This window comes from Micromonospora sp. NPDC005205 (assembly GCF_040608275.1).
In the GTDB taxonomy this organism is placed as follows: domain Bacteria; phylum Actinomycetota; class Actinomycetes; order Mycobacteriales; family Micromonosporaceae; genus Micromonospora.
This window is the reverse complement of the sequence record NZ_JBEXHV010000022.1, coordinates 65,311-87,512: the sequence shown is the minus strand read 5'-3', so window position 1 is coordinate 87,512 and position 22,202 is coordinate 65,311. Positions and strand designations below refer to the sequence as shown.

Genomic DNA, 22,202 nt, shown 5'->3' with positions numbered 1-22,202 from the left:
GGCGATAGGCTTGCGGCATGACCGTCCGTCCGCCGCTGACACCAGGCACGCTCTCCCCGATGCGACCGGTGCCGTCCCAGATCGCCCGACCGGAGTACGTGGGCAAGACGCGTCCGCGGGAGTGGCGTGGCTCGCACGTGCAGACGCCGGAGACCATCGAGAAGATGCGGATCGCCAGCCGGCTCGCCGCCCAGGCGACCCAGCTCGCCGGCGAGCACTGCAAACCCGGCGTGACCACCGACGAGATCGACAAGGTGGTGCACGAGTTCCTCTGCGACCATGGCGCGTACCCGTCGACGCTGGGCTACAAGGGCTTCCCGAAGTCCTGCTGCACCAGCCTCAACGAGGTCATCTGCCATGGCATCCCGGACACCACGGTCCTGCACGACGGCGACATCATCAACGTCGACGTGACCGCGTACATCGGTGGGGTGCACGGTGACACCGACGCCACCTTCTGCGTCGGCGAGGTCAGCGAAGAGGCCCGGCTGCTGGTCGAGCGGACCCACGAGGCGATGATGCGCGGCATCCGCGCCGTCGCCCCGGGACGCCAGATCAACGTGGTGGGACGCGTCATCGAGTCGTACGCCAAGCGCTTCGGTTACGGCGTAGTGCGCGACTTCACCGGCCACGGCATCGGCGAGGCATTCCACAGCGGCCTCTACGTGCCGCACTACGACAGCCCGCGCCCCACCGACATCATGGAGCCCGGCATGACGTTCACCATCGAGCCGATGATCACCCTCGGCACCTACCAGTACGACATGTGGGACGACGGGTGGACAGTGGTCACCAAGGACCGCAAGTGGACGGCACAGTTCGAGCACACCATCGTGGTGACCGACGACGGCCACGAGATCCTGACCCTGCCGTGAGCGCGAGGAACGCAGCGAAGCGGAGTCCCGCAGTCGCGAACGAAGGGCATGCGCCGTGACCGACACCCCAGCGGCGCTGCGCGAGGCGCACCACGCGGACGTCTCCGGCGGCTGGCTGCGCCCGGCCGTGTTCGGCGCGATGGACGGCCTGGTCACCAACATCGCCCTGATCGCCGGCGTCGGCGGCGGTGGAGTGTCGCCTCGCAGCATCGTCCTCACCGGCAGCGCCGGCCTCGTCGCCGGTGCGATCTCGATGGGCCTCGGCGAGTACACCAGCGTGCGCTCCGCCAACGAACAGGTCGCCGCCGAGGTGGCCAAGGAACGACGGGAACTGGAACGGCACCCCGAGGCGGAGGCCCGGGAGCTGGCCGACGCGTGGGTGGCCCGGGGCCTGCCCCGGGACCTCGCCACCCAGGTCGCCGAGGCGGTGCGGCGCGACCCGGAGGAGGCGCTGCGGGTGCACGTCCGCGAGGAGCTGGGCGTCGACCCCGACGACCAGCCCAGCCCGTGGGCCGCGGCGATCTCGTCGTTCCTGTTCTTCTCGATCGGCGCGCTGGTCCCGCTGCTGCCGTACCTGCTCGGCGCGACCGAACTGTGGCTGGCGCTTGCCGTCGGCGGGCTCGGGCTGTTCGCCGCCGGTGCCGTGGTAGCCCGCTTCACCCACCGTCCCTGGTGGACCAGCGGGCTGCGCCAGCTGTTGCTGGGCGCCGCGGCGGCCGGCGCCACCTACCTGATCGGCTCGCTGATCGGCGTACCGGGCGGGCTGTGACGCGCCTCAGGTGCTGAGCAGCTCGTCTATCGTGCCGTCGACCGCACGACCCCGGGCGGCCAGCTCCTCGGCCTGCCGGGCCAGCACCACACCCACCTCGGTCATGTCCGCCCCGGCCAACCCGGTGCGTCGCACCGCGTCCCCCGGGTCCCGGAAGTAGGTGCGACTCAGCAGACCGGTCACCGTGGCCGCCGCCAGCCGGGCCTCGGCGAGCATCAGCAGAGCCTGATCGGTCTCGTACCACTCGGCCAGCCGGGCCGCGCGGGAGTGCGCCGCGCTGCCCCTGTACCACGCCTGGCGGGCCGCGGTGCTGAACTCCGCCGGTCGGGCCCGGGCCAGCCGGCCGAGGTGCTCGTCGCGCAGCGTCCGCAACCAGCCCGTCGGATCGTGCAACGCCTGCGTGGTGACGTACCGGTCGGCGGTCAGCGGCCAGAGCGGTGAGAGCACCCGCGCCTGGGCCAGGTAGTCATCGGCGGCGGCCACGGTCAGGTCGACGAGCACCCCGTCGACCCGCCGGGTGGCGGGCGACGGGCCGGTCCCGGGCCGATAGGTGACCACCAGCAGTCCGGCCTCGCGGTCCCCGCCGCCGTCGTCGTCCCCGTGCGCCAGAGGCCCGTGTACCGCGATCGCGAGCGCGTCGGCCGGGAACCGCCGCCGGATTGCCTCGGCGACCCGCTCCGCGACCGTCCACCGTCGATCGTCGAGGCCCCGGTCGACACCGGCCCGCTCACTCACCGGGCCAGCTCTGTTCGCGGCTGCGGGGCTCGCAACCCCGGCTCACTCCTCGCGCTCACGGAACCACCTCGCCTTAACTACCGAGCGTCAGCCTAGCCAGCCGACGGCGGCGCTTCGGGCGCGCCGCGCCCGGTCGGGGCCAGCCGGAAGATGTGGATCTCCCGGCCACCGGCCCGCTGCACGTACGTGTGGTACGCGGGCCACGCGCTGACCAACAGCTGCCACAACCGGTCCCGTTCGGCGCCGGAGGCCCGCTGGGCCCGCACCGCGACCCGCCGGCCCTTCACGTCCACCTCGGCGGCCGGATCGGCGAGCAGGTTCATCGCCCAGCCGGGGTGGTGGGTCTGCCCCCAGTTGGAGCCGATCACCACGTACGCGTCGCCGTCGGGCACGTAGAGCAGCGGATTGCTGCGGGGCTTGCCGGAGCGGCGACCCGTTGTGGTGATGAGCAGGGAGGGGAGCAGGCCGAGCGCGACCACCCGACCCCGGGTGAGTCGACCAACCATCCGGTCGGCCGGAACCAGCAGACGCGCGGTGGCCCCGAACCAGCGATGATGACCGACTCGACGGACGACATTCCTGAGCACTGACACGCCGGTCAGTCTGCCGGCTGCCCGGCCCCGGCGGCACCCCCACGCGGCCCACTTTCGGCTGCCCGGCGGACCGGTCAGTCCAGTCGCCGTTCGATGGGCAGTCGGGCCCGGGTGAACAGGCCCGCCCCGAGCATCGCCACCACCGGCACCAGCACCAGGACCCCGAGCGCGGGCCACGGCACCAGAAAGGGGTACGGATCGGATACCGGCCAGTCACTGGCGTACTGCCGGTTCACCGAGACCAGCACGATCGCGGCGGTGCCGAGCCCGGCCACGATGCCGAGCACCGAACCGATACCGGCGATGACCCCGGCCTGGCAGATCGCCAGCAGCCGGCGTACCGCTGGGGCCGCGCCGACGGCCGCGAGGGTGGTCAGTTCGGCGCGTCCCTCGGCGGCGGCGAGCGCGGTGGCGATCCCGGCCGCCCCCACGGTGATCAGCCCGGCCGCCGCCGCGAGCAGCAGGAGCAACGGTGAGACGTCGCGTGGGGCGCCGCCGTACTCGACGTTCAGCGAGAACGTCCCGAAGGTGCGCAGCGCGGCGGAGAACCGCGCCTGTTGCTTCTCGTCCGGCGGGGTCGTGGTGCCGACCACCCAGCCAGCCGGGGACCAGCTCATGTCGAGTTGTCGGGCCGCGTGGGTGGACAGCAGCAGGCGGGACGAGCCCGCCGCCTGGGGCAGCGCGTACCCCGGTAGGTCGCGGACGACCGTGGCCGGAGTGTCCGTTCTCCCGTCCGTGCTGTAGACGCGGACGGTCACCAGGCCGTCGTGCAGGTAGCGCGGGTCGGTCACCACCACGCCACCGGCATGCAGTACCGCAGTGGCGGCGGCGGTCGTCGCCGGGTCCGCGCCGGTGAGAAGTGGCAGCGCGAATCCGTCGTCCACCCCGGCCTGGATGTAGCCGCCGACGTAGTCCGGCTCGCGGATCTGGCAGCGTGGGTCGGCCCGCGCCTGCTGGCGGTGTGCGGCGGGAAGATTGTCGCCGGGCTGAAATGGACAGGCTCGGCTCGGCGGGAGGACGGGCGTCACGTCGCAGTAACGGGCACCCGTCGGGGCGCAGTTGGGCTCGTACACGGTGGCTACCGCGTCGACCCCCAACTGGTCCCGGGCCGCGTCGGCGACCTGCGCCAGGGTGGGCTGGCCGTCCGGCCGGTTGGCGTACATGAGCATGTGACCGGTCGGCAGCGCCGGCCGGTAGGCGCGCGCGTCGCGGGCGCCGTCGCTGGCCAGGTATCCGCCGAGGGCGACGCTGCTGGCGACAGCGGCCATCACGGCGCAGATGGCCGGTGCCGCGGCGGCCCGGTTGCGGCTGGCATCGCGCAGTGCGATCCGTGGTGCCAGCGGCAGCACCCGGCCGAGGCGGGCGAGCGCCCCGAGCAGCGTGGGCGTGCAGCAGACCAGGCCCAACTCGCCGAGGATCAGCCCGGTGAGAACCACCGCCGGGGAAGTCTGGGTGGCTCCGAACGCCGCCAGCCCCGCCCCGCCGACCACCAGTGCCAGTCCGAGAGTCAGCCACCGGCCCGGGGATTTCGCCGGGGTGCGTCGTCCGGCGAGCCCGGCGCTGACGTCCTGCCGGGCGGCGGTCCAGGCCGGTGCCAGCGCGGCGAGCACTCCGGCCAGCACCGCGACGCCACCGAGCAGGGCCAGCGCGCTCGGCCAGCAGCGGTAGCCGCCGAAACGGGCGCTGAAGACGTACTGTTCCATCAGCGGGCGACCGGCGAACGCCGCGCTGACGCCGACCAGCAGGCCGGCGGCGGCCCCCAGCACGCCCAACACCACACCGTCGGCCAGCACGACCCGGCGAAGCTGGGCGGCGTCCCCGCCCGCCACCGCGACCAGTGCCAGATCCCGCCGTCGGCGACGGACGCCGACGGCGAAGGCCGGCCCGACCAGCAGGACCACCTCCAGCAGCCCGAGGCCCGCGATGAGGACGCCGGTGCTCAGGTCGTTGGCGCCGCTCTGCCTGATCGCCCCGAACCACGTCCGGTCCGCAGTGGTCCCCGAGCCGACCGGGCTTCGGGCGGTGACCACCACCCCCCGCTCGTTGAGCCGCGACACCAGCGCGGCGTCCACTGCTCCGGGCAGGTCCGCCAGCCAGACGCTGTCCGGCTCCGGGCCGGTCGCCTGCACGGCCCCCGGGTGCAGCGCCACGACCGGCCCGAGGTCGTCGGGAAATTCGACCACCCCCACGACTGTGTACGCCCTGCTGCCGTCGGCGGTGGCCACGGCGTGGCCGAGGCGCAGACCCAGGCGGCGCAGCGCCACCGGACTGACGGCTACCTCACCGGCCTGCTGTGGTGCCCGGCCGGCCCGGAACCGCACCAGCCCTCGGGCCAACGGGTCGGTGAGGTCCAGCGCCCGCCCGTTCACGGCCTCGTCGCGGCGCGGGCCGCGCAGTGTCAGCGGGACGCTGGGACGGAGCTCGGTGACCCGGCTGCCCGGCCCCAGAAGAGTGGTCATCTGGGCGGCGGTGACCCGCGCGGGGGGCTCACCGTCCTGCGTGGACCATGTCTCACCCCAGCCGTCCTGCCGCACCGGGCTGCCGGCGATCCACTGCAACTCCGCGTCGGCCACGCCGAGCCGGCGGTCGACGCGTTCCGGTGGGGTCAGCTCGGCCATGTCGTAGCTCGCCGCCAGGAAGGCCAGCGCCGCCACCGGCAGGGCGATCATCGCGAGCACCAGGGCGGTCCGCCGCCGGGACCGGCGTGACTCCCGCCGGGCGATTCGCAGCGCGGCCCGCCAGGAGCCGGTCAGCTCGGCGAACCGCCGCCGGCCGACCGGGGCGGGCGGCGTGACCGGCCGTGGCGTCGCCGTGCCGGCCCGCCCGGGGGCCCGCATCGGACGGCGAACGGTCACCGGTCGCTGCCGGACAGCAGCTGCTCGACACTGCCCAGCGGTGCCGTCGTGTCGACCAGCACGCCGTCGCGGAGGAACACCACCCGGTCCGCCCAGCCGGCGTGCCGCGCCTCGTGGGTGACCAGCACCCCGGCGGCGCCCGCGTCGATCCGGCGGCGCAGCAGGTGCAGCACCGCCTCACCGGTCTGGGAGTCCAACGCCCCGGTGGGCTCGTCGGCGAGGACCAGCCGACGGTCGCCCACCAGCGCGCGGGCGATGGCCACCCGCTGCTGCTGCCCGCCGGAGAGCTGGTCCGGGAAACGGTCTCCCAACGCGGGCAGCCCCACCTCGGTGAGCGCGGCCATGGCCAGTGCGCGGGCCCGACGTCCGCTGGTCCCGTCGAGTTCCAACGGGAGCGCCACGTTCTCCAGCGCGCTCAGACTGCCCAGCAGGTTGAGCTGCTGGAAGATGTAGCCGATCCGACGGCGGCGCAGCTGGGCCAGCCCGCGGCGGTCCAGGGCCCCCAGCGGCTGCCCCTCGACCCGGACCTCGCCGCCGGTCGGACGGTCCAACCCACCGGCGAGAGCCAGCAGCGTCGATTTGCCGGAGCCGGACGGCCCCATCACGGCGACCAGCTCACCGGGCCGGACGACCAGGCTGACGCCGCGCAGCGCGTGCACCGCCGCCGGCCCGGAGCCGTGGGTGCGGTGGACGGCGCGTAGCTCCAGCACCGCGTCGTCCGATCCGCTCACCGTCTTGCCTCCTCGCCGGCCCATCGAGCCGCGTCCCGCGCGTCGGCGTCATCGAGTCGGGTAGTGGGAGGCGCCGGACCGCTGGGTTGGTGCCGGACCAGACTGGTCTCGCAGTGGTCCAGCCAGCGCACCTCGGCCTCGGCCTGGAACACCATCGAGTCGAGCACGAGGCGCCAGGGAAGGTCCTCCGGCCGGTTGCTGCCGTACTTCAACCGGGTCAACTCCTGAAGGGCCCGCATCGTCGCGCTGCGTTGGGCCTGCACCACCGACCGGACGTCGACCCCCGGGGTGGTCAGCGCCAGCGCCAGTTTGATCGCCAGTTCGTCACGGGGGCGGTCGTTGCGACTGATCGGGGTGGCGAACCACAGCGCCAGGTCCGCCCGGCCAGCGTCGGTGATCTCGTACGGGCGCTGCCCGCCCTCGCTCTCCGGCAGCGGGCGCACCAGACCGTCCCGTTCCAGCCGGGACAACGTGGTGTAGACCTGCCCGATGTTCAGCGGCCAGGTCGAGCCGGTCGACTCCTCGAACGCGGCGCGCAGCTGGTACCCGTACATCTGGCCGCGTTCGAGCAGGGCGAGCAACCCGTGACGGATGGACATGGCAACGGAGTATGCATACCTGGTATGCGTACCGCAACCGGAGTGGACGGGTTCAGGTCGGACGACCGGGAAACGGGACAGTCAGCGGGGTCAGCCCGGCCGTCTTCCGCCACCGGGTGGCCCGCACGGCGTACTCGACCAGGGCGGCCAACGCCTGGTCCCGGTCGGCGCCGGTGGTGGATGCCAGGGCGGCCCGCCAGTGCGCGGCCGTGCGCTCCTCCACCTCGGCGGCGAGCCGCAGGGCGCTGGCCCGGTCGGTGACCGGGAACGGCAGGGCGTACCCGGCGCGGTCCGGCGGGACGACGCCGCCGGCTGTGGTGAGCTGCACGACCAGCGCGTCGCGCCGGCGTCGATGCGCGGCCTCCGCCTGGCGCGCCGCGTCCCGCGCCGCTCCGCTGAGCCGGACACCGATCCGTCCGTAGGCGTAGATGGCCGCGTACTCGGCGGACAGGGCGGAGGCGAGTGCCTCCCCGGCGGACGGCTGCCTCACTCCAGTGCCTCCTGGTGGGTTGCCCGGGCGGCGACTATCGACCCGAGCAGCGCCGCCCGCTCCGCGGGCGCAGCGGCGCAGGCGGCGGCGGCGGACTGCTGGGCGGTCTTCTCCAGCGCCCGCAGGGCGGCGCGCGCGCCGTTCGGATCGGCGGCCGGGGCGGTGGTCGGGGTGGCGGGGGCCGCCGACGGCACTGTCACGCCGATCACCCGGGCCAGCTCGGTGGCGTGCGCGGTGTGCGTCTCGGCGATCGGGTTGAGCCGGTCGGCGAGCTCGGGGTGGGCGGTCGCGGTCGCCCGGTACGCGGCGGCCAGCGCGAGTGACTCGTCCACCATCGGCCGCAGCGGGTCGGGCGGTGGGGCCGGTTGGTCGTCGCGGTCGAAAAGATCACAGCCGGTCAGCGGCGTCACGGCACCGCCGAGCACCAGCAACGCCCCGGCGCTCAGGAGCTTTCGCCGGGAATGTCCGGATGATTGGTCGCGCTGTGTCGTTCTGCCGATCCCCACCGGGCAAGTCAACACCATCCGTGCCGCTCCGGGGGTCACCGGCGTCGGTGCGCCGCCCGGTCCGCCGCCCGGCAGGCGCGTTACGCTCTGCGCAACCACCGGCGTGTCCACTCCGGTGGCGTGCCGGCATGGCGGGAACACCGATCCCCGTCGACCAGGGAAAGGGTGCGGAGATGACGCAGCGTGGCCGTGCCACCAGGCCGACGGGTCAGCCCCGCGGTGCTGCGGGCCCCCGCGGCGGTGACCTCGCCGCGCGGCGGGACCGACTGCGGGCCGTGATCGAGCCAGTGGTCAACGACGCCGGCTACGACCTGGAGGACCTGTCGGTCTCCCGGGCCGGCCGCCGGCACGTGGTGCGCGTGATGGTGGACACCGACGGCGGGATCGACCTGGACGCCGTCGCGGACGTCTCCCGCAAGGTCTCGGCCGCGCTGGACGCCGCCGAGGAGACCGGTGGCGACATCGTCGCCGGCGAGTACCAACTGGAAGTCAGCTCGCCCGGCGTCGACCGGCCGCTCACCCTGCCCCGTCACTGGCGGCGCAACGTGGGCCGACTGGTGAAGGTCACCGCCCGGGGCGCGGCCACGCTGCCCGGCCAGCGCGGCGAACAGCCCGCCGGTGACCGTCAGCTGACCGGCCGGGTGGTCGCGGCCGACGACGAGGGCGTGCACCTGGAGACCGACGACGGCCGCGCCGCCTGGGCGTACGCCCAGCTGGGCCCCGGCCGTGTGCAGGTCGAGTTCACCCGGCTCGCCGAGCTCGGCGAGCCGGAGGACGAGATCGACGACGCGGACGATTCCGACGAGTTCGACGATTCAGACGACATCGACGACGAAGATGATGTGGAGGACGAGGAGAGGTGAACATCGACCTCGCGGCGCTGCGCGCACTCGAGCGCGAGCGGGAGATCCCGTTCGACACGATTCTCGCGGCGATCGAGACCGCGTTGCTGACCGCTTACCGGCACACCGACGGGGCCGAACCGTACGCACGGGTGGAGATCGACCGCAGGTCGGGCGCCGCCCTGGTGTACGCCCAGGAGATGGATGCCGACGGCAGCCTGGTGCGGGAGTGGGACGACACCCCGCACGACTTCGGCCGGATCGCCGCCATGACCGCCAAGCAGGTGATTCTCCAGCGGTTGCGGGAGGCCACCGACGAGGTGCACTTCGGTGAGTACGTCGGCCGTGAGGGTGACCTGGTCACCGGCGTGGTGCAGGCGCACGAGACGCGTACCGAGAAGGGCATCGTCAGCGTCGACCTGGGCAAGCTGGAGGGCGTGCTGCCGCAGTCCGAGCAGGTGCCCGGCGAGCGGTACGCGCACGGCGAGCGGGTTCGCTGCGTCGTGGTGCACGTGGCCAAGGGCATGCGCGGTCCGCAGATCACCCTGTCCCGGTCGCACCCGGCTCTGGTCAAGAAGCTCTTCGCGCTGGAGGTGCCGGAGATCGCCGACGGCACCGTCGAGATCGGTGCGATCGCCCGTGAGGCGGGCCATCGCACGAAGATCGCCGTCCGCTCCACCACCCCCGGGGTGAACGCCAAGGGCGCCTGCATCGGCCCGATGGGTCAGCGGGTGCGTGCCGTGATGAGCGAGCTGCACGGTGAGAAGATCGACATCATCGACTGGTCGGACGACCCGGGCACCTTCGTCGGCAACGCGTTGTCGCCGGCCAAGGCGCTGCGGGTCGAGGTGGTCGACCTGGCCAACCGCGCCGCCCGGGTGACAGTTCCCGACTTCCAGCTCTCGCTCGCCATCGGTCGGGAGGGGCAGAATGCCCGACTCGCAGCCCGATTGACCGGTTGGCGGATCGACATTCGGTCCGATGCGGAGCAGACCGCACCGGCCACGCGTGGGGTGTCCGATCATGTGCGGGAGCCGGGCGGAGCGATCTCGGGCAGCTAGGGGTAGACTTCCTCCAGTGGTACGACGCGCGCTGCCGGAGCGCACCTGTGTGGGTTGCCGGCAACGTGCGCCGGCCAGCGAATTGCTGCGGGTTGTCGCGGTCAGGGACGAGGTTGGTCACAGCCTCCGGCCTGATCCGCGCCGCAGGCTGCCGGGTCGGGGAGCGAACATGCACCCGGATCCGGCCTGCTTCGCGCTGGCGGTGCGGCGCCGCGCCTTCGGGCGTGCGCTGCGCAGCACCGAGGTCCTCGACCACGGTGCGCTGGCGGAGCACGTCGATGCGCCAACCACTACGTCCGGTCAGCCCGACCGGGCGAGGGTCGCTAGCAGGGTAGGACGACCGACATGAGCACACGATGAAGTCCCTGAAATGACCAGGCTTCAAGTGCACGAGTGAGGTCGCTGCGGGTGCTGCCCGCACGACCTCGGAGTGAGGAGTGCAGTGGCAGGCAAGGCCCGCGTTCACGAGCTTGCAAAAGAGCTCGGGGTCGAGAGTAAGACCGTTCTCGCCAAGTTGAAGGAAATGGGCGAGTTCGTGAAGTCCGCGTCCAGCACCGTCGAGGCGCCCGTCGCCCGGCGGCTGCGTAACGCATTCGTCGCGTCCGCCGGAGCCCCGGCTCCGGCCGCCCCGTCGGCGCCCGCGTCGACGCCGGCTTCAAACCCGACCCCGACGCCAACCCCGGCCCCGGGCGCGCCCCGGGTCTCGGCCAAGCCGATGCCGCCTCGGCGGCCGGCCGCGCCGGCACCCGGTCCCAAGCCCAAGGGTCCGGTTCCCGGTGCCCCGCAGTCGGCGACCCCGGTCGCCAAGCCGGCGAGTGCCCACGACATCGAGGTGGCGGCCGCGGAGGCGCGTGCCGCCGCGCTGAAGGCTGAGCAGGAGGCCGCTGTCAAGGCCGCGCAGGCCGCCCGCCAGCAGCAGCGGGACAACCCCGTTCGCCGGGAGCCTCCGGCCGACGGCGGTAACCGTCCCGGCCCTCGGCCCGGTCCCGCGGCGATGCCGCCCCGTCCCGGTTCCCCGGCAGCTCGTCCGAGCACGCCGGCTCCGGGTCCGGGTGCCCGCCCCGGCGGTCGTCCGCCGGCGCGTGGCGCCGGTAACAACCCGTTCGGCATCCAGGGTGGCCAGCAGCAACGGCCCCCGGCCGCCGGTGCGGGTGGCCCTCGGCCCAACACCCCGGCGGGCATGCCGCCGCGGCCGAGCCCGAACTCCATGCCGCCGCGGCCCAGCCCGGCGTCCATGCCGAGCCAGCGCCCGGCTGCTGGTCGTCCCGGCCCCGGTGGCGCTGGTCGCCCCGGTGGCGGTGGCGCCGGTCGTCCCGGTGGCGGTGGCGGTGGTTTCCGTGGCGGTCCCGGCGGTGGCGCCGGTGGCGGTGGCGGTTACCGCGGCGGCCCTGGTGGCGGCGCGGGTGCCGGCGGTGGCGGTGGCTACCGTGGCGGCCCCGGCGGCGGTGGCGGTGCTCCCGGTGGCGGTTTCCGTCCGGGTGGTCCGGCCGGTGGCGGCGGTCGTCCGGGTGCGGGCGGTCGTGGCCGTGGCGGCGGCGCCGCGGGTGCCTTCGGGCGTCCGGGTGGTCGGCCGACGCGCGGTCGCAAGTCCAAGAAGCAGCGCAGACAGGAGTTCGACAACCTGTCGGCTCCGACCATGAGCTCGGGTGCTCCCCGGGGTCAGGGTCAGATCGTCCGGCTCTCCCGTGGGGCCTCGCTGTCGGACTTCGCCGACAAGATCAACGCCAACCCGGGTTCGCTGGTCCAGGAGATGTTCAACCTGGGCGAGATGGTGACCGCGACCCAGTCCTGTTCTGACGACACCCTGCACCTGCTGGGTGAGCACCTGGGCTTCGACATCCAGATCGTCAGCCCGGAGGACGAGGACCGCGAGCTGCTCGCGCAGTTCAACATCGACCTCGACGCGGAGGTGGCCGAGGAGCGTCTGGTCAGCCGTGCGCCGGTGGTGACCGTCATGGGTCACGTCGACCACGGTAAGACCAAGCTGCTCGACGCCATCCGTAAGGCGAACGTCGTGGCCGGTGAGGCGGGTGGCATCACCCAGCACATCGGTGCGTACCAGGTCCACGTCCCGCACGAGGGCGAGGACCGGGCGGTCACGTTCATCGACACCCCGGGTCACGAGGCGTTCACCGCCATGCGTGCCCGTGGTGCCCAGGTCACGGACATCGTGATCCTGGTCGTCGCGGCCGACGACGGCGTGATGCCGCAGACCATCGAGGCGTTGAACCACGCCAAGGCGGCCGACGTGCCGATCGTGGTCGCGGTCAACAAGGTCGACAAGCCGGACGCCAACCCGGACAAGGTCCGCCAGCAGCTGACCGAGTACGGCCTGGTCGCTGAGGAGTACGGCGGCGAGACCATGTTCGTCAACGTGGCAGCCAAGCCGGGCATCGGCATCGAGGAACTGCTCGAGGCCGTCCTGCTGACCGCCGACGCGTCGCTGGAGCTGACCGCTCCGATCGACGGGCCGGCGCAGGGTGTGGCCATCGAGGCGCACCTGGACAAGGGCCGCGGTGCGGTGGCGACGGTGCTGGTGCAGAAGGGCACCCTGCGGGCGGGCGACTCGATCGTCGCCGGTGGAGCGCACGGCCGGGTTCGGGCCATGCTCGACGAGAACGGCAACCAGCTTTCCGAGGCTGGTCCGGCGCGTCCGGTGATGGTTCTGGGTCTGACCGCGCCGCCCGGTGCGGGTGACACGTTCCTCGCCGCGGCGGACGACCGCACGGTGCGGCAGATCGCCGAGCAGCGGCAGGCACGGCGGCGGGCGGCGTCCTTCGCCAACTCCCGTGGCCGGGCCACTCTTGAGACGCTCATGGAGCAGCTCAAGGAGGGCGAGAAGACCTCGCTCAACCTCATCCTCAAGGGCGATGTCTCCGGTTCGGTGGAGGCCTTGGAGGACGCGCTGTTCAACCTCGACATCCCCGAGGAGGTCCAGCTCAAGGTCCTCGACCGGGGCGTCGGCGCGATCACCGAGAGCAACGTCATGCTCGCGAGCGCCTCGTCCGAGCCGGTCACGATCATCGGCTTCAACGTGCGGGCCTCGAACAAGGTCCGTGAGATGGCCGACCGCGAGGGCGTGGAGATCCGGTACTACACCGTCATCTACCAGGCCATCGAAGAGATCGAGGCAGCGCTCAAGGGCCTGCTCAAGCCGGAGTACGAGGAGGCCGAGCTGGGCAGCGCGGAGATCCGCGATGTCTTCCGCTCGTCCAAGATCGGCAACATCTCCGGTTGCATCGTCCGGTCGGGCATCATCCGACGCAACGCGAAGGCTCGACTGCTTCGGGACGGGGCGGTCGTGGCGGACAACCTCACGATCACCTCGCTCAAGCGGTTCAAGGACGACGCCACCGAGGTCCGCGAGGGCTTCGAGTGCGGTCTGACCCTGGGTGGTTACAACAACGTCCAGGTCGGCGACGTCATCGAGACCTTCGAGATGCGGGAGAAGGTTCGCGCCTGAGCCGGCAGTGACACGCTGATCAAGGGGTTTACGCCACTCGGCGTAAACCCCTTGATCATGCGGGGCGGGTTGGCGGTATCGTCCGGGGCGATGTTCACCGGAACCGCGGTCTTCGACCTGCTGCTGCCGGGCGACTCCAGGTCGCTCAAAGCCAAGAGATCATATGTACGGCCGATCGTGGCGGCGCTGCGCCGCTTCGAGGTGTCGGCCGCCGAGGTGGGTGCGCTCGACCTGCATGGTCGAGCGCAACTGGCGGTGGCCGTGGTGGCCGCCGAGACGGCGCACGTCCGCGAGGTGCTCGACTCCTGTGAGCGCCTGGTGGCCAATCGCCCCGAGGTCGAGTTGCTGTCGGTTCGACGCCGGCTCTACGGTGCGGACGACGACTGACCATGGTGCCGGCTGTGCCGGGCGACCGGAGCGGCCCCGAAGGTAATGTTCGAGATGTTGGCCGGTCGGCCGGCGGCCTCCGGGTCGCCGGGTCGACCGGAAGCAGGACGCCGTGGAGGTGGCGAGATGTCTGATCCGGCCAAGGTACGCCGGCACGCGGAACGGGTGCGTGAGCTGGTCGCGTCGGTGGTGCGGAGCCAGATCAAGGACCCGCGGCTCGGGATGATCACCATCACCGACGCCCGGATTACCGCTGACCTGCGTGACGCGACGGTGTTCTACACGGTGCTCGGGGACTCGGTGGCCCAGGCGGACACCGCCGCGGCGCTGGAGAGCGCCAAGGGGATGCTGCGCAGCACTGTCGGCAAGGCGCTCGGGCTGCGCCACTCGCCGACGCTCGCGTTCGTCCTCGACGACGTACAGGACCAGGTCAAGCACATCGACGACCTGCTCGCCGCCGCCCGCAACGCCGACGCAGAGGTGCAGCGGCTCGCCGCCCAGGCGAAGTACGCGGGCGAGGCCCAGCCGTACCGGGTGGATGACGAGGACGATGAGACGGACGAGGCCGACGAGGCCGACGTCAAGGAGACCCCGCGGGGTGGGGAAGCGCGGTGACCAGCACCGCCAGCGCAGCGTTCGTCGCCTCGACCGGGCTCGGCCCGACCGAGGCGGCGTGGGCCGAGGCCGAGGCGTTGGTGCGGGCTCTCCCGCCGACCGCCCGGGTGCTGCTGATCTGCCACATCAATCCGGACGGCGACGCGCTGGGCAGCATGCTCGGCTTCGGTCTGGGCCTGCGGCAGCTCGGCGTACGCGACGTGCAGGCGACCTTTCCCGGGCCGCCGGAGGTGCCGGAGCCGTTCCGAGGGTTGCCGGGTCTGGACCTGCTGGTCCCGGCGGACGCCGCCGACCCGGCGCCCGATCTGGTGATCTGCTTCGACGCGGCGAGCGAGTCGCGTCTCGGCGAGTTGGCCGGGCGGTTGCCGTCGGCGGGTGCGGCGTTGGTGCTCGACCACCACGCCTCCAACCCCGGTTTCGGCACCGTCAACCTGGTCGACCCGGGGGCTGCGGCCACCTCTGTCGTGGTCGAGCAACTGCTGGCCCGGCTCGGGGTGGTGGTGGATCCGGCCATCGCCGAGTGCCTCTACGTGGCGCTGACCACTGACACCGGTTCCTTCCGGTTCGCGGCGACCACTCCGGCGGTGCACGAGATGGCCGCCCGACTGCTGGCGACCGGGATCTCACCGGGTGACATTTCCCGGCAGGTCTTCGACACGCGGCCCTTCGGCGCGGTCCGCCTCTTTGGCGAGGTGCTCGGCCGGGCTCGACTGGAGCCGGCCGCCGCCGGAGGTCGGGGTCTGGTCTGGACCTTCGCCACCCTCGATGACCTGGCCCGGCACGACCAGCAGCCGTACGTGCTGGAGGCGCTGATCGACTCCGTGCGCTGCACCGCCGAGGCGGATGTGAGCTGTGTGGTGAAGCAGACCAGGCCGGCCGAGTGGGCGGTGTCGATGCGCAGCAAGGGCGCTGTGGACGTCAGTCGGGTCGCGGTGGCGCTGGGTGGTGGTGGGCACACGTTCGCGGCCGGGTTCACCGGTCGGGGCACCGTCGAGCAGGTGGTCGAGTCGATCCGCGGTCAGCTGGACGCTGCGCTTACCGGCTGACGCGCCTTCGGCCGCCATCGATCTGCCGGTCTCGAAGATCAGGGTCAGCTCCGGGGAGTGTTGGTCTTCCCGCCTTCCGTGATACCGGGAAGAATTGCGGGATGGAGCAGCCGCACGACCTCACCGTGGAGGCCCCCCGCGCCTGGGACCGGCCCGCCGTCTCCGTTCCCGTCCTCGTCTGCCTCTCGCTCGTCGGTGGCCGGTTCGCGTCCTTCTCGACCGAGGCGAATCTGTTCACCCTCGGGACGGGTGGGGTGCTGATCTGGCTCGGTCTGAGCAACCGGGTGCCCCGCCGGCCGGCGCCGCGCCGACTGGGCGCGGGAGCGGCCTGGTGGGCGGTGCCGGTGGTGGTCTTCGGGGTCTTCGAGGGCGTGACCTTCGTGCTGGCCGCCGGCGATGACTTCCCCACCTTCTCCCGGCTGGCCGACCCTCTTCTGGAGGATCAACTGACCAGGTCGGCAGCCTGGTTCGCCTGGTTGGCCGCCTTCTGGGGGCTGGTGCGGCGATGATGCGCGCGCTCGCGATCGGCGGCTTCCTCGCCGCGCTGATCCTCTTCGCGGTGGTCGAGTGGATGGCCCGGCGGGAGGGGTCGCGGATCCCCACCCTTGGCGAGGTCTGTGCCTACGTGATGCGCTACGAGGTCGGTTCGGTGCCGGTGGGCCGGATCGGTCTGTTCGGGTTCTGGTGGTGGCTGGGCTGGCACTTCCTGGCCCGCTGAGCCGGGTTGCCGACCGTCCAAATGGCGGGAACCGTAAGCAGTATGTGGACCTGAACGATAACTTGGGAGAAGGCCGGTGCCGCCTGGCGGTGCAGGTCATGGGCGGTGGTGCCACACCCCGCGCTGCCTCCCTCCAGGGTCGGATCGACCCGGGCTCACGCTGCCCAGTCGGCTGCTCCGGTAACCCCGGACCGCCGTGGGGCGCTCAGCAGGACCGCCCGTGAGGGCCGCCGCGTGTCGGCGGCTCACGCCCTGGGAAGAGGAGCGCCACCATGCCGAACAAGCCCAAGCCTGAGACCACCACCGACGACGCCCGCGAGCAGGCCCGCCGCGCACTGCAGACGTCGATGGACACCCGCCAGTGATCCGACCCCGCCGACGGTGATCCTCAGATCGGTGCGGGCGGGAGATTCGGCCAGCTCCGGGCGCACCGGCGGAGGTAAGTAGTCGGCGGGATTGCGATCCTTACCGCAGCCGTGCCAGGATCGGCCGCGATGAGCCAGACCGCCACCACCGCCCACCAACCCGCCTCGCCTCGGCGGATCGCCGCGCTCGCCCTGCCGGCCCTCGTGGTGCTCGCCGCCGAGCCGCTCTACGTGCTGGTCGACACCGCAGTGGTCGGTCACCTCGGCCGGGTGCCGCTCGCCGCGCTCGCCGTCGGCGGCACTGTCATGACGCTCACCGCCTGGGTCGGCACAGTGGTCGCCTACGGCACCACCGGACGCACGGCCCGCCGCTTCGGCGCGGGTGACCGGGCTGCCGCCGTCGCCGAGGGCGTCCAGTCGTCCTGGTTGGCGCTCGGTGTCGGTCTGCTGATCGCGATCGGCATGCAGTTTGGCGGGGGCGCGCTCGCCCGTACCCTCGCCGGTGGTGGTGGCGAGGTCGCCGACGCCGCCGCCCATTGGTTGCGGATCGCGGCCCTCGGCGCTCCCGGCCTGCTCCTCGCCGCCGCCGGCAACGGCTGGCTGCGCGGCGTGCAGGACACTCGCCGCCCCCTGTACTTCGTGCTCGGCCCCAACCTGCTCTCCGCGCTGCTCTGCCCGCTGCTGGTCTATCCCGGCGGGTTGGGTCTGGTCGGCTCGGCCGTGGCGAACGTCGTCGCGCAGACGCTCTGCGGAATGCTCTTCGCCGCCGCCCTGGTCGGTGAACGGGTGTCGCTGCGCCCTCAACCCCGCGTGATCCGCCAGCAACTGGTGCTCAGCAGGGACCTGCTGATCCGTGGGCTGGCGTTCCAGGCCAGCTTCCTGTCCGCGACCGCCGTCGCCGCCCGCTTCGGCGCCGCCGCCGTCGGTGCCCACCAGATCGCCCTGCAACTCTGGTTCTTCACCGCCCTGGTCCTCGACGCCCTCGCCATCGCCGCGCAGTCCCTGGTCGGTGCCGCGCTCGGCGCTGGCGACGACGCGGGTGCGCGGGCGCTCGCCCGCCGGGTCGGGCTGCTCGGCGGCGTCTGCGGCGTGGGCTTCGCGCTGCTCGTCGCCGCCGGCGCGGGCGTGGTGCCGTCGTGGTTCAGCTCCGATGCCGGGGTACGCGAGCAGGCCATGGTGGCCTGGCCGTGGTTCGTCGTCATGCTGCCGCTGGCCGGGGTGGTGTTCGCCCTCGACGGCGTGCTGATCGGCGCCGGCGACGTACGTTACCTGCGTAACCTCACCATCGTGGCGGCGCTCGGCGGCTTCCTGCCGGCCATCTGGCTGGCGTACGCGCTCAATCTCGGGCTGGGCGGCATCTGGGCCGGGCTCGCAGTGTTCGTGGTAATCCGGCTGGTCGCCCTGTTGCTGCGACTGCGCAACGGCAGGTGGGCGGTGACCGGCGCGGTCCGCTGACCGGGTCGCCGGGGCCCACCTGTCAGCAGCGCGTGGTGGTCGGCGCGGGCGCGTCGAGGTCGAAGATCGTGCCCGGGTCGCCCGCGGGTATCCGCTTCCCGTGCAGGGCAGCCAACCAGTACTGCTCTCGGATCCAGCCGTCCCGCAGTTGACCGCAGTCCGCGTTCCAGGTGATGGCCTCCGCTGAACCGAGCCACAGGCCCTTGGAGGATGCCTGCACGTCGTCCGGGTGCGGCATCTGCCAGACCACCCGGTCGCGGACCGCCACCACAGCGGCACCGGCAGGTGCCCGCGGGTCCACGTTGAACGGGTACGCCCACACGAACTCCGTGGAAACCTCCAGCAGTCGGATCCCCTTCTCCTCGGTGGTGGCCCGGTAACTGATCCGGCCCGCGGCTCGCGCGCCGGGCTTCCACTGCGACGGCGACGCCATCCGGGTCGCGTACCGCAGGAAGCTATTGCTGGCGAAGTCCGGCCGGAGCTGCTCGCGGGCGTCCGCGGCGAGCAGTGCGAGGAACGGCTCTGGATCACCCATGAACATCGAGGTGTCGAGCCGGCTCTGGATCAACGCTCTGCGCACCGACTCCAACGCGGTTCGCACCTGGGCAGCGGTGAACGGCCCGGTGGCCTTGGCCGCCGGCATCCGCACGGCCTCCTCGCCCGGCGCGAAGGCGGCCGCCGGCGACCCGGCGAAGAGGTCCCGGGGCTCGCCGACCCTGCTGACCGGCGGGGTGGGGCTCGGGGTGGGGCTCGCCGAGGTGGAGGCCTGGACGTCATCCGCGATCCGGCCGACCAGGACCACCCCGCCGACGACCATCAGCAGTGCCAGCACCAGCCCGAGGCCGAGCAGCAGCGCGCCGTTGTGCCGGGCCGAGAAGAAGCGGACCCGGTCCCACCCGGTGGGCTGGTGCTCGACCTGCGGTGACCGCAACCACTCCGGTAGCTGGACCGGGTTGACCTGCGCTACCGCGGTGGACGGCGGTGGCGGGTCGACCGGGTCCGCCGGCGGGGTGTTCTCCACGCTTCCTCCGTCAGTATTCGCCGCTGGTGGCCAGCGCGAGCAGGTAGTAGGCACCGGTCACCAGGGCGGTGCCGAGGACGGCGGCCACGACGAACGACAGCACGGCGACGATGTGCGGATGCGACTCGCTCCACCGGGTCCGGCCGCGCCAGCGCCACACCGCCCGGCGGGCGGCCCGCAGCGCCGGCCAACCCTCGATCAGGTCATCGACGTAGCGCATCGGGGTACGACGCTGCGGCGTCGGCTGCCGCATCCACTGCGGCAGGTCGACCCGGGCGCGGTGCTCGTGGCCCGGAGGTCGGTCGGAGGTCATCGGCGGTCCTGATCTCGGGGCGACGGCAGCGGGCGGATGATCTTTGCATCACGACGGTCGGTCGGTTGCCCCGCCCGACATTCCGCCAGATGGACGCCCTGTCCCCACAAAACGACTCAGGACGCGTTGGCAGAGGCTCGGGTCACGCGGGGCGTGCCCACGCCCCGCGGAGTACGGGCCATCTGGCAGGCTTGGCCGACGTGAGCACCGATGGTCTGATCGTGGTCGACAAGCCCGGCGGCATGACGTCGCACGACGTGGTGGCGCGCATCCGCCGACTGGCGAAGACCCGGAGGGTCGGGCACGGCGGCACCCTCGACCCGATGGCGACCGGCGTGCTGGTGATCGGTGTCGGCCGGGCCACCCGGCTGCTGACCTACGTGATCGGCGCGGGCAAGAGCTACACCGGCACGATCCGGCTCGGCCAGACCACAGTCACCGACGACGCCGAGGGCGACGTGACCGCCACCGTGCCGGCCGGGCAGGTCACCGACGACGCGATCTCCTCGGCGCTGGCCGGACTGAGCGGCGAGGTCGACCAGGTGCCGAGCGCGGTCAGCGCCATCAAGATCGACGGGCAGCGGGCGTACAAGCGGGTCCGCGACGGGGAGAGCGTCGAGCTGCCGGCGCGGCGGGTCACCATCTCCCGGTTGGAGGTGCTGGCGATCCGTCGCACCGAGCCGGACGTGGTGGACGTGGACGTGGACGTGACCTGCTCCTCCGGCACGTACATCCGGGCCATCGCCCGGGACGCCGGCCTGGCGCTCGGCGTCGGCGGGCACCTCACGGCACTGCGGCGCACCGCGGTGGGCGGCTTCACCCTCGCCGAGGCGGCGACCCTCGACGAGCTGGAACAGCGCGCTCCGGACGTGGTGAACCTGCCACTGGACGCGGCGGCCGACCGGTTCTTCGCGCGCCGGGAGGCCACGCCGGACGAGGCCCGGGTGCTCGCCCACGGTGGGCCGTTGGACCCGGCCGGCCTCTCCGGGCCGTACGCCGTCTTCGGGCCGGCCGGCGGCCTGATCGCTATCGTCAGCGAGCGGGACGGGCGGGCCCGCGCGGAGATCGTGCTCGCACCGGCCTGACAGCGCAGCGCAGGTCCGTCGGCCCGCAGCCGGCGGTGTCGACCCGCCGGCCGGCGGGACAGCAGAGAGGAACGGCATGCAGCGGTGGCGGGGCTACGACGCGGCGCCTGGCGGATGGGGACGCTCGGTGGTCACCATCGGCGTCTTCGACGGTGTGCACAAGGGGCACCAGGCGACCATCGGGCACGCCGTGGCCCGGGCCCGCGAGTTGGGCGTGCAGTCGGTGGTGGTCACCTTCGACCCGCACCCGGCCGAGGTGGTCCGCCCCGGTTCGCACCCGGCGGTGCTCACCGAGCCGGCCCGCAAGGCCGAGCTGATCGAGGCGCTCGGCGTGGACGTGCTCTGCGTGGTGCCGTTCACCCCGGAGTTCTCCCGGGTGCCGGCCGAACAGTTCGTGCACGACGTCCTGGTCGAGCACCTGCACGCCGCTTTGGTGGTGGTCGGCGGCAACTTCCGCTTCGGGCACCGGGCCGCCGGCGACGTGGCGTTGTTGGAACGGCTGGGTCAGACGTTCGGCTTCGGCGTGGAGGGCGCCCCGCTGGTCGCCGAGGCCGGCACCGTCTTCTCCTCCACGTACATCCGGTCGTGTGTCGACGCGGGTGACGTGGGCGCGGCGGCCGGCGCGCTGGGCCGCCCGCACCGGGTGGAGGGCGTCGTGGTCCGCGGCGACCAGCGGGGCCGGGAGCTGGGCTTCCCCACCGCCAACCTGCTCTGCCACCGGTACGCGGCGGTGCCCGCCGACGGCGTGTACGCGGCCCGGCTGATCCGCCGCGGTCAGCACGAGCCGCTGCTGGCGGCGGTGTCCGTGGGTACCAACCCGACCTTCTCCGGCCGGGAGCGACGGGTGGAGGCGTACGCGCTGGACTTCACCGGCGACCTGTACGGCGAGCGGCTGGCCCTGGACTTCGTGGCGCACCTGCGGGGCCAGATCCGGTACGACTCGATCGAGCCGTTGATCGCCCAGATGAATCAGGACGTCGAGCGCACCCGGCGCGTACTGGCCTGATCGTGCCGGGGTGCCGGGCCGCCACCGAGGCCCTTCGCCGGGTGTTACCGGCGAGTGCTGGTAGTCTTGCCGGGACGTCGGGTGACCGGCGTGGGGCCTCGCGTGCCTGCTCGACGCCGCGGGTGCGAGGTACCGGTCCGTTCCCGGTCCATCGGGACGACGGACACCCACTTGATCAACCCATCGAAACAGGGAGAACATGGCGCTCGATCAGGAAGCCAAGGCCAGCATCCGCGCGGAGTACGCGACCGCCGAGGGCGACACCGGTTCGCCGGAGGTCCAGGTAGCGGTCCTCACCAAGCGGATCGCCGAGCTGACCGAGCACCTGAAGGTGCACAAGCACGACCACCACAGCCGCCGTGGGCTGCTGCTGCTGGTCGGCCGTCGCCGTCGGTTGCTCAACTACGTCCAGAAGAAGGACATTGCCCGCTACCGGTCGCTCATCGAGCGGCTCGGTCTGCGCCGGTGACGTGACGGGGGAGTGGCCGCTCGGCTACTCCCCCGTACCGCGTCCCACCTGAAGAAACACGGGCCGCGCGACCACCCGAGAGGGAGCCGGTCAGCGTACCGGTCTCCGGTAGTGGCCCCCGGGAACCCGGCATCATGCCGGCCACCCGGGCGCTTCGATCGAAGACCGGCCGGCTGAGCAGCTCCCCGATGTCGTGGGCCCAC

Annotated in this window: 24 protein-coding genes; 15 read left to right on the top strand and 9 right to left on the bottom strand. The window is 72.6% G+C overall.

Annotated elements, in window-relative coordinates:
• Positions 1-17 precede the first annotated feature (17 nt).
• Together map and ABZU43_RS28860 are read left to right on the top strand one after the other, a co-directional pair.
• Positions 18-875: a type I methionyl aminopeptidase gene (gene map / locus ABZU43_RS28865; RefSeq protein ID WP_355009578.1), complete on the top strand. Its 858-nt coding sequence runs from the start codon at positions 18-20 to the stop codon at positions 873-875.
• A gap of 55 nt (positions 876-930) precedes the next feature.
• On the top strand, positions 931-1,644 hold the full coding sequence (locus tag ABZU43_RS28860) for a VIT1/CCC1 transporter family protein (protein WP_091400358.1): 714 nt from the start codon (positions 931-933) through the stop codon (positions 1,642-1,644).
• 6 nt (positions 1,645-1,650) lie between these two features.
• Here ABZU43_RS28860 and ABZU43_RS28855 read toward each other — a convergent pair whose 3' ends face one another.
• From ABZU43_RS28855 to ABZU43_RS28825, 7 genes are all read right to left on the bottom strand, one after another.
• Positions 1,651-2,379, bottom strand: coding sequence for a nucleotidyltransferase domain-containing protein (locus ABZU43_RS28855; protein ID WP_355009577.1), 729 nt, complete (start codon positions 2,377-2,379; stop codon positions 1,651-1,653).
• 92 nt (positions 2,380-2,471) lie between these two features.
• Complete coding sequence (locus ABZU43_RS28850; protein WP_355009576.1) at positions 2,472-2,972, bottom strand: nitroreductase/quinone reductase family protein; 501 nt, start codon at positions 2,970-2,972, stop codon at positions 2,472-2,474.
• A 74-nt stretch (positions 2,973-3,046) separates the two neighbouring features.
• Complete coding sequence (locus tag ABZU43_RS28845; protein WP_355009575.1) at positions 3,047-5,827, bottom strand: FtsX-like permease family protein; 2,781 nt, start codon at positions 5,825-5,827, stop codon at positions 3,047-3,049.
• On the bottom strand, positions 5,824-6,582 hold the full coding sequence (locus ABZU43_RS28840; RefSeq protein WP_355009574.1) for an ABC transporter ATP-binding protein: 759 nt from the start codon (positions 6,580-6,582) through the stop codon (positions 5,824-5,826). The genes ABZU43_RS28845 and ABZU43_RS28840 overlap by 4 nt, the downstream gene beginning before the upstream one ends.
• Positions 6,555-7,157: a PadR family transcriptional regulator gene (locus tag ABZU43_RS28835; RefSeq protein WP_355009573.1), complete on the bottom strand. Its 603-nt coding sequence runs from the start codon at positions 7,155-7,157 to the stop codon at positions 6,555-6,557. Before ABZU43_RS28835 ends, ABZU43_RS28840 begins: the two co-directional genes overlap by 28 nt.
• Before the next feature lie 52 nt (positions 7,158-7,209).
• Entirely contained in the window at positions 7,210-7,647 is a 438-nt protein-coding gene (locus ABZU43_RS28830; protein WP_030337610.1) for a ferritin-like domain-containing protein, read from the bottom strand.
• Positions 7,644-8,171, bottom strand: coding sequence for a hypothetical protein (locus ABZU43_RS28825; RefSeq protein ID WP_355009572.1), 528 nt, complete (start codon positions 8,169-8,171; stop codon positions 7,644-7,646). Before ABZU43_RS28825 ends, ABZU43_RS28830 begins: the two co-directional genes overlap by 4 nt.
• Before the next feature lie 155 nt (positions 8,172-8,326).
• Between ABZU43_RS28825 and rimP the strand changes: the two genes are divergently transcribed.
• From rimP to ABZU43_RS28775, 10 genes are all read left to right on the top strand, one after another.
• A complete protein-coding gene (gene rimP / locus ABZU43_RS28820) occupies positions 8,327-9,016 on the top strand; it encodes a ribosome maturation factor RimP (RefSeq protein WP_355009571.1) in 690 nt (229 codons plus the stop codon).
• Positions 9,013-10,056: a transcription termination factor NusA gene (nusA, locus tag ABZU43_RS28815; RefSeq protein WP_355009570.1), complete on the top strand. Its 1,044-nt coding sequence runs from the start codon at positions 9,013-9,015 to the stop codon at positions 10,054-10,056. Before rimP ends, nusA begins: the two co-directional genes overlap by 4 nt.
• 16 nt (positions 10,057-10,072) lie before the next feature.
• Complete coding sequence (locus tag ABZU43_RS28810) at positions 10,073-10,405, top strand: YlxR family protein (RefSeq protein WP_355009569.1); 333 nt, start codon at positions 10,073-10,075, stop codon at positions 10,403-10,405.
• Between the two features lie 93 nt (positions 10,406-10,498).
• Entirely contained in the window at positions 10,499-13,519 is a 3,021-nt protein-coding gene (gene infB / locus ABZU43_RS28805; protein WP_355009568.1) for a translation initiation factor IF-2, read from the top strand.
• 90 nt (positions 13,520-13,609) lie between these two features.
• On the top strand, positions 13,610-13,906 hold the full coding sequence (locus tag ABZU43_RS28800; RefSeq protein WP_238671751.1) for a DUF503 domain-containing protein: 297 nt from the start codon (positions 13,610-13,612) through the stop codon (positions 13,904-13,906).
• A gap of 126 nt (positions 13,907-14,032) precedes the next feature.
• A complete protein-coding gene (gene rbfA, locus ABZU43_RS28795) occupies positions 14,033-14,521 on the top strand; it encodes a 30S ribosome-binding factor RbfA (RefSeq protein ID WP_355009567.1) in 489 nt (162 codons plus the stop codon).
• Positions 14,518-15,567, top strand: coding sequence for a bifunctional oligoribonuclease/PAP phosphatase NrnA (locus ABZU43_RS28790; RefSeq protein WP_355009566.1), 1,050 nt, complete (start codon positions 14,518-14,520; stop codon positions 15,565-15,567). Before rbfA ends, ABZU43_RS28790 begins: the two co-directional genes overlap by 4 nt.
• A gap of 101 nt (positions 15,568-15,668) precedes the next feature.
• Positions 15,669-16,076, top strand: coding sequence for a hypothetical protein (locus ABZU43_RS28785; RefSeq protein ID WP_210784728.1), 408 nt, complete (start codon positions 15,669-15,671; stop codon positions 16,074-16,076).
• The gene (locus ABZU43_RS28780; protein ID WP_181548655.1) at positions 16,076-16,285 is read left to right on the top strand and encodes a DUF6186 family protein; all 210 of its coding nucleotides are present in this window, start codon (positions 16,076-16,078) and stop codon (positions 16,283-16,285) included. Before ABZU43_RS28785 ends, ABZU43_RS28780 begins: the two co-directional genes overlap by 1 nt.
• A 494-nt stretch (positions 16,286-16,779) precedes the next feature.
• Positions 16,780-18,105, top strand: coding sequence for an MATE family efflux transporter (locus ABZU43_RS28775; protein WP_355009565.1), 1,326 nt, complete (start codon positions 16,780-16,782; stop codon positions 18,103-18,105).
• Between the two features lie 22 nt (positions 18,106-18,127).
• Here the strand turns inward: ABZU43_RS28775 and ABZU43_RS28770 are convergent, their stop codons facing one another.
• Both ABZU43_RS28770 and ABZU43_RS28765 read right to left on the bottom strand, forming a co-directional pair.
• Positions 18,128-19,126: a hypothetical protein gene (locus tag ABZU43_RS28770; RefSeq protein WP_355009564.1), complete on the bottom strand. Its 999-nt coding sequence runs from the start codon at positions 19,124-19,126 to the stop codon at positions 18,128-18,130.
• 10 nt (positions 19,127-19,136) lie between these two features.
• The gene (locus tag ABZU43_RS28765) at positions 19,137-19,439 is read right to left on the bottom strand and encodes a hypothetical protein (RefSeq protein WP_355009563.1); all 303 of its coding nucleotides are present in this window, start codon (positions 19,437-19,439) and stop codon (positions 19,137-19,139) included.
• A gap of 200 nt (positions 19,440-19,639) precedes the next feature.
• On the opposite strand from ABZU43_RS28765, the gene truB reads away from it, so the two are divergent.
• The 3 genes from truB (at position 19,640) to rpsO (ending at position 21,999) form a co-directional block, all read left to right on the top strand.
• On the top strand, positions 19,640-20,524 hold the full coding sequence (gene truB / locus ABZU43_RS28760) for a tRNA pseudouridine(55) synthase TruB (protein WP_355009562.1): 885 nt from the start codon (positions 19,640-19,642) through the stop codon (positions 20,522-20,524).
• Positions 20,525-20,600: 76 nt separating this feature from the next.
• Positions 20,601-21,530 carry a bifunctional riboflavin kinase/FAD synthetase gene (locus ABZU43_RS28755; RefSeq protein ID WP_355009561.1) on the top strand — a complete coding sequence of 310 codons (930 nt, stop codon included), beginning with the start codon at positions 20,601-20,603 and terminating at the stop codon, positions 21,528-21,530.
• Positions 21,531-21,729: 199 nt separating this feature from the next.
• Positions 21,730-21,999, top strand: a complete 270-nt coding sequence (gene rpsO / locus ABZU43_RS28750) for a 30S ribosomal protein S15 (protein ID WP_030337594.1) — start codon at positions 21,730-21,732, stop codon at positions 21,997-21,999.
• Positions 22,000-22,202 lie beyond the last annotated feature (203 nt).